The sequence below is a fragment of the Salegentibacter sp. 24 genome (genome assembly GCF_004362395.1).
Taxonomy (GTDB): Bacteria; Bacteroidota; Bacteroidia; order Flavobacteriales; family Flavobacteriaceae; genus Salegentibacter.
On the sequence record NZ_SNWE01000003.1, the window covers coordinates 198,092 to 213,934 of the forward strand.

Here is a 15,843-nt window from a genome sequence, read left to right on the forward strand (position 1 = left end):
ATTTTACCCCCTAACATTTTCTTAACAAATCACGAAAATTGTGCAATGACTTTTACGAAACTTATTTCACGAAATCGATTTCTAAAAATCAAATTGACATTAATTACTAAACTGACTAATTAAAAGCTAAAGAGTATGTTGAAAATTTTATTAAAATCGGAAAAATCCCAGAAATTTCTTTCTGCGTTTTTCTTAATGTTCACTACATTCCTTTTTGCACAGCAACAGGAAATTACTGGTGTGGTATCTGATGATTCAGGTTTACCTCTGCCAGGTGCAACAGTCCTTGTGAAAAACACATCCAATGGAACTACCACCGATATGGATGGGAATTTCTCACTGTTAGTGGAGAACCCAGAAGATAAGGTACTGGTGGTTTCCTTTATTAGTTATGTGACTCAGGAAATCCCAATTAATAACCAAAGCTCTTTTCAGATTAGCCTTCAACCTAACCAGGAGGCATTAAATGAAATTGTTGTGGTCGGATATGGAGGAAAAAAACGCGCCACCTTAACTGGTTCTATTTCCGAAGTAGAAGGAGAAGCTTTGGCAAAAAGTCCACAACCCAACTTATCCAACTCCTTTGCTGGAAGAATGTCTGGGGTTATTACCACTAATCGTGCGGGAGAACCCGGTTATGATGATTCATCCATCCTAATTAGAGGGCTTGCCACCACGGGGAACAATGATGTTCTTGTGGTTGTTGATGGTGTACCCGGTCAAGTGGGAGGTCTATCACGATTATCTCCTGAGAATATTGAGAGTGTGACAGTTCTTAAAGATGCCTCGGCAGCCATTTACGGTAGTCGGGCTGCCAATGGTGTTATTCTAATTACAACCAAGAGGGGAAGAAACAATTCCAAGCCTCTAATTTCATACAAATTTGACATAGGTTTATCTTCTCCAACCCGACTCCCGGATATGGCAAATGCTGCGACTTACGCTCAAATAAGAAATGAAATCGCGTATTACAACAATCCTGATGGAGGTTTAAACCAAATTTATGATGATAGTGAAATTGAATTATTTAGAAGTGGATCAGATCCTCTAAACTACCCTAATACCAATTGGGCTGAAATAACGCTTCAGGATGTCGCAGTGCAAACTCAGCATAACCTGAATATTAGAGGGGGCGGTGAAAACACGAACTATTTTTTCTCTATAGGAAAGACCTCTCAAGAAGGCTTATATGAGAATGGTGCTACTCAGTACGATCAATATAATCTTCGTTCCAATATAGATGTAGACATAAGTGACCGATTTAATGTTGGACTATCTCTTTCTGGAAGAAAAGAAGATCGGCAATTCCCGACAGAAGGTGCAGGATTTATATTTAGGTCTATTTATCGGGCTTATCCAACTATCCCAGCTTTCTACCCTAATGGAAATCCATCAACAGGGATTGAAAACGCCAATCCGGCTGTCTTAGCTACTGATATGGGGGGAATTAATGAAAATCCACGTTATGTATTCAATGGTATTTTGAGCGCAGAATATGAACTCCCCTTCCTAGAAGGTCTTTCCGTTGATGGTTTCTTTTCCGTGGATGAACTTTCAAGTCGTATACGAAATTTCAGAACACCTTATATACTTTACAACTATAATCGAGCTAATGACGTTTACGAACAGATTACAGTTGGAGGTGGCCCCGATCAGCAGGCTTCCCTGGACGAAGAACATTATAATGAATCTCAAACTGTGGCAAACATTAAATTGAACTATCAAAATGAATTTAATGGGCATAGTATCGATGCCTTCATAGGCTACGAACAAAGTGAAACCAAGTCGCATACCATGGGCGCCAGTAGAATTCATTTTCCCACCACCCAAACACCAGAGCTTTCACAAGGAGGCCCTGCAGCAACGGACAGAGACAATTATGGTTATAGCTTTAATTTTACCCGACAGAGCTTTTTAAGTCGAATTGCTTACGATTTTCAGGAAAAATACCTGGCTGAACTACAGATGAGAGTTGATGGTTCCTCAAATTTCCCTGAAGGCAATAGATTTGGTTATTTCCCATCCATTTCTGCAGGATATAGAATTACAGAGGAAGAATGGTTTAATATAGATTTCTTTGATGACCTGAAATTTCGTGCTTCTTATGGACGCTTAGGAAATGATAATATAGGCCAGTTTCAATACTATGACAACTACTCTTTCAACAATAGCTATGTAATAGGAAACCAAGTAGTTACAGGAATTGACCTTACCAGATTGGCTAACCCTAACATTACGTGGGAAGTTGCCAAGAAAACTGATATTGCAATAAATGCCAGCTGGTTGGACCATTTTAATACTGAATTGATTTATTTCAAACAAGATAGAACGGATATTTTAATCAATAGAAATGCTTCAATTCCAGGTGTTACCGGAATTGTAAACCCATATGATGCCCAAACACTTGTACCCGCTGAAAATATCGGAGCTGTAAATAGTCATGGGTTTGAAGCAAGCCTTGGATATCAGCATAAAAGCGAAGGTGCTTTTGATTTCAACTTATCCGGTAATTTCACTTATGCAGAAAATGAAATTCAATTCATTGATGAAGCATCAGGAATACCGGATTATCAAAAACAAACCGGAAGACCTTTGAATACTTACTTATTATATAGAACGCTTGGTATTTTCCAAAGTGAAGAAGAAATTGAAAATACCCCCTCCGTTCCAGGAGCCAGACCAGGAGATCTTATTTTTGAAGATTTAAATGGTGACGGAGAAATAACGGCAGACGATCAGTATAGGACTAAATACGGGAATATACCTAGAATAACTTTTGGATTTACTTTTAGTGCAAATTATAAGAAAATTGACTTATCAGCCGTATTGGCTGGGCAGGGCCAGGTTAGACAATACGTACTTCCAGAGTCTGGAACAGTAGGTAATTTTTACAGCAGTTGGGCAGATAACCGCTGGAGTCCAAATAATCCGGAAGGAACTTATCCAAGGGTAAGTGAAAGGTCCTCTTCTGCCATAAGTGGTGGATTATACAGAAATGATTTTTGGTTAGATAATAATGCCTTTGTTAGATTAAAAAATATCCAATTAGGATATACTTTTCCAGAAGATTGGATGGAAAGATTCTCTTTATCAAATGCCCGAGTTTATGCCAGTGCTTTTAACCTTCTAACCTTTACAGAAGTAGAAGATTATGACCCCGAAGGCTTCAGTGAAAGTGGACAGTTCTATCCGCAACAAAGAATTATAAACCTTGGATTAAATGTTCAATTCTAAAAATATACTATGAAAAAAATATTCAACATTAAATTAATATATGCTGCCTTTTTAGGGAGTATATTATTAACGGGATGCGAAAAGGATTTTCTTGAAATCACACCAACAGATCGCGTTTCAGATGCCGCAATCCTCACAGATTCTACTCTTTTTGAAGCATTTGTAATCAACAGATATCTCGGAATTCGTCTTACCAATAAAGAAGGTGATGGAAGTTTACCCGGATTTGGCCGGGGATTCGAATATGCCTTATGGAGCTCCCTTACCGATGAATCTATCTATAACAACGATGATAATACCTGGGTAATTCAGCAGGGACAGCTGTCACCTGAAAACACCGGAATAGCCGGCACCTTTTGGGGACGAAGCTACAGAAGCATTAGAGAGGTAAATTACGCTTTAACCAATATCGATGATATACAAATGAGTGAATCCCACAAAGATCTTCTGAAAGCGGAATTACATTTCATACGCGCCTATCGCTACCATGACCTTATAAGAAATTATGGCCGTGTAGTTTTAGTTGGAGACAGAGTAGCTGAACTTGGTAATGATTTTTCAGACCCTGAATTATTTGAGAGGAGCTCCATACAGGAAGGAATAGATTATGCCGTGAGTGAATTAAACCTCGCCATAGAAGGCTTACCTCTTCAAAACAGTGGAGACTGGCAGGAAGGTCGTGCCACTAAAGGCGCTGCAATGGGTTTAAAATCAAGATTACTGCTCTATGCCGCCAGCCCTCTTTATTCAGAAGGTTCTTCTGATACTCAAAAGTGGTCTCAAGCCGCTCAGGCTGCAAAAGAAGTTATGGATCTGGGAATTTACAGCTTATATCCTGATTACAGTGAACTTTTCTTAACTCCCGGCTCTAATAGCGAAATTATTTTTGCCAGATATTATAACCTCAACCAGTTGCACACTCACCTTGAGATCGCTAATGGACCCAATGGTTATGGTGGATGGGGTGGAAATGTACCATTACAGAACCTTGTTGATGATTATGAAATGGTAGATGGTAGTGAATTCAACTGGAGTGATCCAGAAGAAGCTGCAGAACCTTATGAAAACCGTGATCCACGATTTTATGAGACCATATTATACAACGGTGCAGAGTATAGAGGAAGAAAAGTTGAGACTTTTGTCCCAGGAGGTTTGGATAGTCAGGATGGACCGGCCAACTGGAACACCAGTAAAAGTGGGTATTATCTTAGAAAATTTATTGATGAGGATTTGCCTATTCAGAATCCTTGGGGAGCTGCCGGAATACAGAATTGGATTTATATAAGATATGCTGAAATATTATTGAATTACGCTGAAGCTCAGAATGAAGCCACTGGTCCTGATGAATCGGTTTATGCAGCAGTTAACAAAATAAGGGAAAGAGCGGGGATGCCTCCTCTTTCGGAAGGTCTCTCACAGTCGGAAATGAGAGAAAGGATACGTCATGAAAGGAGAATTGAATTAGCCTTTGAAGAACATCGCTTTTATGACGTTAGACGTTGGTTGATCGCTGATGAAACTGCAAATGAACCTGCCCAGGGTATTACAATCACTAAAAATGATGACGGTACGCTCTCGTATGAGGTTAAAACCGCTCTGGAAGGGCGTAGTTTTGAAGAAAAGCATTACTGGTTACCGATTCCTCGTTCCGAAATTTTAGCTTCAGATAACCAGTTAGAACAAAACCCTGGTTATAACTAAAGTTTAGGTTTTATTTCAATAGTGTGTGTGTTTTTAAACTGTACCCGGTTCTTTATATCCGGGTGCAGTCTAAAAACTAATTTACAGGCAAACTTCTTTTCATAGAAGTTTTGATTACTAATCTAGTATCACTCTTATTCTTTCGAATGAAAATTAAAAAACATTTATTTTTACAAGGACTTCTATTCAATTTTTCTATTGTTTCTCTTTTTGCAAGTTGTATTTCCTGCCAGGAAAACAGTGACAATTTGGATCAGCCAGAAAACAACCCTACGGTTGAAACTACAGCAAGGCAATTAGTAATAAAGGATAATATCACCTATCAAACCATAGATAACTTTGGAGCCAGTGATGCCTGGTCTACTCAATTTGTGGGAAAATGGCCGCAGGCTAAGAAGGATGCCATGGCCGATCTTTTATTCAGTAAGGAGCGTGATGAACAGGGCAACCCAAAGGGTATCGGCTTATCTTTATGGAGGTATAATCTGGGAGCGGGAAGTGCTGCCCAGGGATCTTCCAGTGGCATTTCTGACCCCTGGAGAAGAGGTGAATCCTTCATAGTTCCTGAAACCGGAAAATATGACTGGAATAAAATGACTGGTCAGGTTTGGTTCGCAAACGCAGCGAAAACCCGAAATGTTGAAAAGTTATTGGTGTTCACTAACAGTCCTCCGGTAACAATTACTAGAAATAATAAAGCCTTTACCAGTGACCCTAACCTTTCAAATCTTGCCCCAGAAAACTATGATGATTTTGCAACATATCTAGCTGATGTTATTGAAGCAATGGCAGAAAAGGGATTAGAGGTTGATTACATAAGTCCGGTGAATGAACCTCAATGGGACTGGACAGGAGGTCAGGAAGGAACTCCTTTCTGGAATAACGAAATTGCCGGAATTGTAAAAAATTTAAATCAGGAACTAATCCAGAGGAACCTTACCACTTCTATAGATCTTTCCGAGGCCGGACAGATAAATTATTTATACGAAGAAGGAAATAAACCTGGAAGGTCAAAGCAGATCAATGAGTTTTTTAATTCCTCATCTGATAATTATATAGGCGATCTTCAACTGGTAGGAAATGCTATTACTGGACACAGCTATTTTACTACCTCCCCATATTCGGCTATGGTTTCTACCCGACAAAAATTAAATTCAGAAATTGAAAGCATTCCGGGTTTAAAATACTGGATGTCTGAATACTGCATCCTTGGAGACAATGCTGGAGAAATTGAAGGTAGTGGTAGAGATTTAGGAATAAATCCCGCTTTATATATTGCCCGGGTAATCCATAGTGACTTAACCGTTTCCAATGCTTCCGCCTGGCATTGGTGGCTTGCTATTTCCCCGTATGATTATAAGGACGGCCTGATCTATGTTGATAAAAATGAAGAGGACGGAAACTTCTACGAAAGTAAAATGCTTTGGGCACTGGGTAATTTCAGCCGGTTTATTCGACCGGGATTCCAAAGAATTGATATAAGCTCCTCCAATTCAAATAAAGACTTTCTATTTTCAGCCTATAAAAATCCTGAAACAGGGGAGAAAGTTGTGGTAGTAATCAATTCGAAGCATGAAGACCTTCCTATTAATTTAGAAGACCAGACTGAAGATTTTGGCGATCTAAAAGCTTACGTCACCTCTGCAACTAAAGATCTTCAAGAAACAGATCTTATGGAGGAAGGTTCGATTAGCATTCCAAAAAGATCGATTACTACCTTGATATACAAATAAATAAGCCATGAAAAGAATAAGTTTTAAAAATTTATCGCCCCTATTTTTCTTACTTTTTATCAGTTCAGCCCTATTTGCTCAGCAAAAAGGAAAATCTTTGTTTAATGATGGCTGGTCTTTTCACAAAGGGGACAGCATTGTCCTGGACAGCCCCGAATGGAAAAATGTAGACCTTCCTCATGACTGGAGTATCCAGGAAACCTTCAATTCCAAATGGGCTAGTGGGACAGGCTTTCTTCCCGGAGGTATAGGCTGGTATAAAAAGGAATTTGATCTGGAAAATTATAATGATAGCATCCAATATGCTATTTACTTTGATGGGGTTTATAAAAACTCAGAGGTTTGGATCAACGGTCATTACTTAGGGAAACGACCCAATGGCTTTATTCCTTTTCAATATGACCTTACCCCCTATTTAAATGCTGAAGAAAATGTTATCCTGGTAAAGGCCGACCATACGGATTATGCCGACTCCAGATATTATACTGGTTCAGGGATATACAGAAACGTATATTTTTTAACTCAGGACCCGATTCACTTTGCACAATGGGGAGTCTTCTTCCAAACACCCAAGGTAAATGAGGAACTGGCACAATCTATAGTTTCTGTTGAAGTTAAAAATAAAACCTCTAAAAAAGTTAAGTCCACTATAGAAATACTTTTAAAAAACATCTCTGGTTCTGTTGTCGCTAAGGAGCAAAGAAATTTGATGCTAAGACCAGGAAAGGAGAACTATATGGAATTTGATTTAGAGATATCAAATCCTGAGCTCTGGTCTCCAAACTCGCCAAATCTCTATGATATGGAAGTAAGGATCACTAAAGAGGGGCAACTAGCAGATTACTGGAAAGAAAAAGTCGGCTTCAGGGATTTCCGCTTCGATGCTGACAAGGGATTCTTTTTAAATGGGGAGAATATGCTTATCAAAGGTGTATGTATTCACCATGATGCCGGTGCTTTGGGAGCTGCAGTTCCTAAGGAGGTTTGGCGCGAGAGATTAGAAACTCTAAAAGAACTGGGTGCAAACGCCATAAGAATGAGCCATTATCCACATCAGGATTATATTTATGATTTGGCAGATGAAATGGGATTTCTTGTTCAGGATGAAGCATTTGACGAATGGGAATTTGGAAAAAACAAATGGATTACCGGTTGGAATGTTGGAACTCCCGGAAACGACGGTTCACATAAAGAATTTTCCAAATGGGGAGTGCGCGATGTTCAGGATATGATTCGAAGAAACCGGAATCATGCTTCTATTATTATGTGGAGTATTGGCAACGAGATTGATTATCCTAACGATCCATATAGTCATCCAGTTTTAGATGAAGGTCGTAATCCACAGATCTACGGAAAAGGATATCAACCAGATAATCCACCAGTTTCCCATTTAGGAAAGTTAGCTAATGAGCTTGCCATGAGCGCAAAAGTTTATGATACTACCAGACCAATAACAGCTGCCCTTGCCGGTGTTACCATGTCTAATTATACAATCTATCCTGAAGTACTGGATATTGTAGGTTATAATTACCAGGAATTTAGATATGAAGAGGATCATAAGGCTTATCCTGACAGGGTCATTTATGGAAGTGAAAATGGAGATGCCCTGGAGGCTTGGTATGCCGTTACTGAAAATGATTTTATCTCCTCCCAGTTTTTATGGACTGCCTTCGATTTTATGGGGGAGGCAAGGGAATGGCCTAACAGAAGCAGTGGCGCTGGGATAATTGATCTAGCCGGAAAACCTAAACCGGATTTTTATTTCAGAAAAAGTCTTTGGAGCGAAGACCCAATGGTTTATCTAGGAATAACCGACAGCCAGGAAAATGTTCTTAGAAGACGCAATATTCAGGAATCATGGACAGGAAGTAAGGGAGAAACCAAATGGATAACGGTATATTCCAATACTGAAGAGGTGGAATTATTTCTTAACGATACATCCCTGGGAAAGAAAAGAGCTAATTACTCGAATGAAGATATGATTTCCTGGGAGGTGCCTTTTGAAGAGGGCGAACTTAAAGTTGTAGGTTTTAATAACGGAACAGAGGTAGCGCAATATAGTATTGAAACTTCCGGTAATGCTTCTCAATTAGAGATAACTACCTCGAAAGAATCCTTCTCTAAGAAAGATGAAATTATCATCCTTGACCTTTTACTAGTAGACAAAAACGCTAACCAGGTTACTGATCAAGACCAGGTGATCGAGTTTGAGGTGGAAGGCCCTGCAAAATTATTAGCATTGGAAAGTGGTGACCGTGACAGTCATGAAAATCTTCAGGCAAACAAACGAAAAACTTATAAAGGTAAGCTCAGGGCTTATTTTCAAATTACAAAAGTTTCGGATGAAGATTTAAATATCAGCATCAATACTGAAAACCTCGAAAAAGAAGAAGTAAGAATTAAGAAAAAATAAGCTAATAAATTTAATTATTCAACCTATAGATTCAGAAATAAGAATGAAAAATAGTTTTTTGATTGTACTTTGTTTGTTAGGTGGCATGCTTACCGGCAATGCTCAACAAGCTCGAAATGAATGGGAGAATCCTAAAATTCTCGATAGAAATAAAGAGGATGCCCGTTCCCAGTTTATATTGTACAAGAATGCTGAAGCCGCATTAAAGGCTAATAAAACAGCATCGCAATATTATAAAAGTTTGAATGGTAAATGGAAGTTCGATATCGTAAAACATCCTTCTCAGCGCCCGGAAAATTTCTTTAAACCAGAACTTGACGATAGTAACTGGAATGAGATTGAAGTTCCCTCGAACTGGGAACTTCAGGGGTATGATATTCCAATTTACACCAATGTAACTTACCCCCACCCTAAGAATCCTCCTTTTATTGATGGAGATTATAACCCCGTGGGAAGTTACCGGACCCAATTCAATTTACCTCAAAATTGGGATGATAAGGAGATTATTCTTCATTTTGGATCTATTTCTGGCTATGCCCAAATTTATGTAAACGGAAAGGAAGTGGGCATGACTAAAGCTTCTAAAACACCGGCCGAATTTGATATCACACCTTTTTTAAAAGAGGGAGAAAATTTACTGGCTGTACAGGTGTTTAGATGGCATGATGGAAGCTATTTGGAAGACCAGGATTTCTGGCGCTTAAGTGGAATTGAACGGGATGTATACCTTCAAGCATTGCCAAAGACCACTATTTGGGATTATCGGGTATCGAGCAGTCTTGGTCAGGAATATGAAGACGGAATTTTTAATGTAAATTTAGACCTTCGCAGATTTGAAGACAGTAACATCAAAAAGCCCTCTTTAAAGGTAGAACTACTTAGCCCCAAGGGCGAAAAGATCTTTTCCGAAGAAAGAAAGAAACTTTCTTCATTGGAAAATGTGCAGTTTTCAAGGCTTCTACCAAATGTTGAAAAATGGAGTGGAGAATTTCCTAACCTATATACCTATGTAATCACTCTTTCTGACAAAAAAGGAAAAACTCTAGGCGTTGTTTCAGGAAAGACTGGCTTTAGGAAAGTGGAAATTAAAGATGCACAGTTAATGGTCAATGGCGAGCCAATTACTGTCAAAGGTGTAAACCTTCATGAACACCATGGTACTTTGGGACATGTACCTGATGTTGAAACCATGGTTAAAGATATTAAGCTGATGAAGCGAAATAATATTAACGCCATCAGGATGAGCCATTATCCCCACGGAATTGAATTATACAAGCTCGCCGATAAATACGGGATGTATGTTGTCGATGAGGCCAATATTGAAACACATGGAATGGGTGCCGAACTACAGGGAAGGTTTGATAAGGAAGAACATCCTGCTTATCTGGAAGAATGGGCTCCAGCTCATATGGACAGAATAAAGAGAATGTTTGAAAGAAGTAAGAATTTCACTTCGGTCATCATATGGTCTATGGGGAACGAAAGCGGAAATGGACCGGTATTTTATGAGGCATATGACTGGCTAAAAGCACACGATAAAACCCGTCCTGTACAATTTGAGCAGGCTGGAGAAAACCGAAACACCGACATTGTTGCGCCCATGTATCCTAGCATGGAATACTTGACAGAATATGCCAGTGATGAAACCGTTGAGCGTCCTTTTATAATGTGTGAATATTCCCATGCCATGGGTAACAGTAATGGGAATTTCCAGGAATACTGGGACATTATCAATAACAGTGATCATATGCAGGGTGGTTTTATATGGGACTGGGTAGACCAAGGGCTTAAGGCCTATACTGATGATGGCGAAATGTACTGGGCTTATGGGGGTGACCTTGGAGGCGAAAATCTTCAGAATGACAAAAACTTTAATGCAAATGGTCTGGTAAATGCAGCTAGAAAGCCCCATCCAGCTTTATATGAAGTAAAGAAAGTCTATCAAAACATTAAGTTTGAACTCAAGGATAAGGCTACCCTTACGCTTACCAACAAGTTTAACTTTACTAATCTGGACCACTATGAATTTGAATGGCAATTATTAGCAAATGGTCAGGTTGTAGAAGAAGAAGATTTTGAAATGAGCCTTGCTCCAAATGAACAAATAGACATCAACCTGGATCTTCCACAGTTAGAAGCGGGGAAAGAATATTTTTTAAATGTTTTTGCCTATACTGATGAAGCCTCAGAACTGGTACCTGAACAACATGAGATCGCCAGGGGGCAGTTCAAACTTGGAGAAAATGATTATTTTAATTCATCCGCTGAGCCAGTCAGTGAAAAGTTAAAGCATTCAATAACGAATAATTTACTCAGTTTCCACACCGATAAAATTACGGGAGAATTCAATCTTGAGACAGGGAAATTTCAGAAGTATAATTTTAAGAATACCTCATCGAAAGTAATATCGCAATTTCCCGAACCTTATTTCTGGCGTGCTCCAACCGATAACGACTTTGGTAATGGAATGCCTACCAAGCTTATCTTTTGGAAGAAGGCCACCAGTTATGCAAAAGTAGAAAAAGTTGAACTGGGAAAAATCACAGACAAGGGCTTACCTATTACTGTCAGTTATAAGCTTTCGGATAGCGTTTCCTTCCCTTATCAAGTTTCCTATTTGATTAAAAATAATGGCAGTATAGACGTTACAGCCAGTATTGATCTACAGGAAAAAAAGCTTCCGGAAATCCCAAGGTTTGGAATGAGGATGGTGCTTCCCGGAGATTATGAAAATTTAAGTTATTATGGAAGAGGTCCCTGGGAAAATTATAATGATAGGAATTCAGCATCCTTTATGGGCAGATATAAAGATAAGGTTGCCGATCAGTTCACCTGGACCTACATTAGACCTCAGGAAGCGGGTTACAAGACAGATGTACGATGGTTAAAACTTACCGATCAAGACGGCCACGGTATAAAAATTGAAGGCGCCCAACCTTTAGGATTTAGCGCCCTGAACATTCCAACAGAACAGTTGGATCCAGGTAAAGAAAAAGCACAGCGACATCCCACTGATTTAAAGCCACTCGACAAGGTTTTCCTTCATGTAGACCTCAAACAAAGAGGGCTTGGAGGAGATAATAGCTGGGGTGCCCTACCGCATAAGCAATACAGGTTACTCGATAACACTTATAGGTACTCCTACAATATATCACTGATGGAATAATATTGCCTGAAACTAAACTTTAAAGTTAATTTCCTATAGAAAACTTTCTGTTAAATACCAGGACAATAATTAAAACCCTCTTATATTTAAGGGGGTTTTGTTTAGATAATTAAAAACCGATTTCACCGGATGCAAAAATTCTCAAAATTATTCTTCATACTAGGTTTTTCTATTCTTTGTGTCAATTGTAAAAAACAAACACTTTTTCAGGAGCAGTCTTCTTTGGCAACAGGTGTAAAATTTGTAAACCAATTAAATGAGAATGAACAAAACAATGTGCTCACCTATGAATATTTCTATAATGGCGGCGGTCTGGCCATTGGAGATTTGAATAACGATGGTTATAGTGATATCTACTTTTCAGGAAATACAGTTAAAAATGAACTCTACCTCAATGAGGGAAATTGGAATTTCAACGAGGTCACAAAAAAAACCGGTGTAGGCGGAAAAAAGGGATGGAAAACAGGGGTTACTATGGCCGATGTAAATGGAGATGGACGTTTGGACATCTATGTATCATATTCAGGAAATGCACCCGCGGAAGGATTTGACAAACCAGTGATTCGAAATTATCCGGGGAGAGCTAATCAATTATTTATAAATCAGGGAAATGATTCTGACGGTATTCCAAGCTTTACTGAAAAAGCAAAGGAATATGGACTTGATGCTATTGGTACCTTTTCCACCCAGGCCTACTTCTTTGATTATGATCTTGATGGAGACCTTGATATGTTTCTTTTAAATCATGCCAACAAATTCTATTCGGCCTTCTTCAATACTAAAAGGCTTCGAAGTTTGAGGCATCCTTTTTTTGGAAATAAGCTCTTTCAGAATAACAATAATAAGTTCGTAGAGGTAACTGAAGGATCAGGAATTCACGGTAGCGGTATTAACTTCGGGTTGAGTGCTGCTATAAGTGACCTAAACAAAGATGGGTATCCTGATATATATGTCACCAACGATTACCAGGAACAGGATTTCTGTTATCTGAATAATGGAGATGGCAGTTTCAGGGAAGTGTCACATACAGCATTTGGTCATTTGTCGAAGTTTGGAATGGGATCTGATATTGCAGATATTAACAATGATGCCCTCCCCGATATTTTTGTAGCCGATATGCTTCCGGAGGATAATTACCGACAGAAAGTTTTACAGGGACCTGATGAGTACAGCAGGTTTAAAACGGCAGTAGACAGTGGTTATCATTACCAGTATATGAGGAATACACTACAAATAAACCAGGGTTTATCTCCCGACAGTCTCATGAAATTCAGCGAGATAGGACAGTTTTCGGGGGTTTCAAATACTGACTGGAGTTGGGCTCCTTTGATTGCGGATTATGATAATGATGGTTTAAAAGACATATTTGTCACCAATGGTTTTCTAAGGGATTACAGCAATCTTGATTTCAGAAATTATACAGCAAATGAAACTATAAGAAATGCAAAATCGAAAAATCAGGAAGTTTCGTTACTGCCCCTGATCAGTAAAATCCCATCTACCAAAATCGCCAATTATTATTTCGAAAATAAGGGTGATAACAGGTTTATCAACAGTGCCGATAAATTCGGGCTTGGAAAAAGAACTGTTTCCAATGCAGCAGCATACGGCGACCTGGATAATGACGGTGATCTGGATCTGGTAGTGAATAACAATAATGAACCAGCACTAATCTATAAGAATAACCAGGATAAAATGTTTAAGAACAACTACCTTAAAATAAAACTGGAAGGTAGTAATGGTAATTCTTTTGGAATAGGCTCTAAAATTATAATTGACCTTCCCGGCAAAAAAAGCCTGTATCAGGAAGCTTTCTTTGGAAGGGGCTACCAGTCTTCAATGGAGCCAATCCTCACCATCGGGCTCGGAAAGCTAGAGTCTGTATCCAGTATCAAAGTTGTATGGCCTAGCGGGAAGTTGTCAGTAATCTCAGCTCCTAAAATCAATAAACTTCTGGTGATCAAGGAGTCCTCTGCAATTAAAAAAAACAACTTTCTTCCATTAAAACCTAAAAAGAACCTTTTAAAAGATGTAACGCAGCAGGCAAATCTTGATTTTGTTCATTCCGAAAATGATTTTATCGATTTTTATCATTCTGGATTACTGCCTTATCAGTTATCCAAGTCTGGAGGTAAAGCAGCAGTAGGAGATGTGAACGGTGACGGGAATGATGATGTCTTCTTTGGTAACGCCAGTGGCAATCCCGGTCAGTTATACTTTGGAGAGGATGATGGTAAATTAAGAAAGAATACGGCATTGCAGCCTTGGAAAGAAAATAAAACTCATATGAACCAGGAAGATATCTCTCCATTATTTTTTGATGCGGATGGGGATAATGACCTGGATCTTTACTTGGTAAGCGGAGGCACCGAACACGGCCATGGAACTGATTACTTCCAGGATCGTATTTATCTTAATGACGGAAATGGAAATTTTACGACTGCCTTAAATGCACTGCCCGATATGAGATTCAGTGGAAGTGTTGTTAAATCTGCCGATTTTGATAAAGACGGGGACCTTGACTTGTTTATTGGCGGCCGAATGAATGCTAAGAATTATCCTCTGCCATCCCGAAGTGTGGTTCTGCGCAATAACACTTCAAAAGGCCGGGTGCACTTTACTTCTGCTGATGTTTTGAGCCTGGAAAAACCGGGAATGGTCACCGATGCCGTCTGGAAGGATATCGATAAGGATTCATGGCCCGACCTCATTCTCACGGGAGAATGGATGCCGATAACAATATTTAAAAATGAGCAGGGTAAACTAATTAACAAAACCTTTGAATACGGACTGAAAGAGACCGATGGTTGGTGGTTTAGCCTAAAATCTGGAGATTTTGATAACGATGGTGATATAGATTTTCTGTGTGGCAACTGGGGATTGAATTCACAATTCAGAGCTTCCAATGAAGAACCTATGAAATTTCATATCCAGGATATCGATAATAATGGACGAATAGACCCGCTTCTTTCCTATTATATTGATGGAAAAAGTTATCCTTTTCCGAGCAGGGATGAACTTCTTGGCCAGGTGCCCTCCTTAAAAAAACTTTTTGTAAGGTATGAAACTTATGCAAATACTACCATGTCCCAATTATTAGATAAAGCAGGTATAGCGCCTCAAAAGGTCTTATCTATAAAAACGCTTGAATCATCCTTTCTGGAAAATAAGGAAAATGGGAAATTCGAAATTAACCCATTGCCTTTGGAGGCTCAGCAATCAGTTATCCAGGATTTCGAATATGAAGATTTTAATAATGATGGCTCCCGGGAAATCCTGGCGGCCGGAAACTTATTTCCCCTCAGAGTGAGCATTGGAAAAATAGATGCTTCATTTGGCTCCCTGATGGATTACGAAGATGGTGCATTAAAAATAAACCAAAAAGATGGCAAAAAGCTTTGGCTGGAAGGTGATATTAGAGATTTACAGATCCTTAATTTCAACTCCGGAAAAAAGAGATTACTTGTTGTACGAAACAACGACAGGGCAAGCCTACATGAAATTCAGAGAAATAAATAATGAATTGTTTTGCTGAAGCCCTTTTATACTTTAAAAAAAATCATGCTTTGAAAAATTTTCTACTCATAGTATTCTTT

Annotated in this window: 6 protein-coding genes; all 6 read left to right on the forward strand. The window is 39.0% G+C overall.

Annotation, left to right across the window (positions count from 1 at the left end):
- The first annotated feature begins 135 nt into the window (after window positions 1–135).
- The 6 genes from DET49_RS03375 (at window position 136) to DET49_RS03400 (ending at window position 15,766) form a co-directional block, all read left to right on the forward strand.
- The gene (locus DET49_RS03375; protein WP_208109609.1) at window positions 136–3,234 is read left to right on the forward strand and encodes a SusC/RagA family TonB-linked outer membrane protein; all 3,099 of its coding nucleotides are present in this window, start codon (window positions 136–138) and stop codon (window positions 3,232–3,234) included.
- A 9-nt stretch (window positions 3,235–3,243) separates the two neighbouring features.
- The gene (locus DET49_RS03380) at window positions 3,244–4,935 is read left to right on the forward strand and encodes a RagB/SusD family nutrient uptake outer membrane protein (RefSeq protein WP_133546736.1); all 1,692 of its coding nucleotides are present in this window, start codon (window positions 3,244–3,246) and stop codon (window positions 4,933–4,935) included.
- A 146-nt stretch (window positions 4,936–5,081) separates the two neighbouring features.
- A complete protein-coding gene (locus DET49_RS03385; protein ID WP_133546737.1) occupies window positions 5,082–6,668 on the forward strand; it encodes a glycoside hydrolase family 30 protein in 1,587 nt (528 codons plus the stop codon).
- A 7-nt stretch (window positions 6,669–6,675) separates the two neighbouring features.
- Entirely contained in the window at window positions 6,676–9,081 is a 2,406-nt protein-coding gene (locus DET49_RS03390; protein ID WP_133546738.1) for a glycoside hydrolase family 2 TIM barrel-domain containing protein, read from the forward strand.
- A gap of 43 nt (window positions 9,082–9,124) precedes the next feature.
- Window positions 9,125–12,247, forward strand: a complete 3,123-nt coding sequence (locus DET49_RS03395) for a glycoside hydrolase family 2 TIM barrel-domain containing protein (protein WP_133546739.1) — start codon at window positions 9,125–9,127, stop codon at window positions 12,245–12,247.
- Between the two features lie 129 nt (window positions 12,248–12,376).
- Complete coding sequence (locus DET49_RS03400) at window positions 12,377–15,766, forward strand: VCBS repeat-containing protein (protein WP_133546740.1); 3,390 nt, start codon at window positions 12,377–12,379, stop codon at window positions 15,764–15,766.
- Window positions 15,767–15,843: the final 77 nt, after the last annotated feature.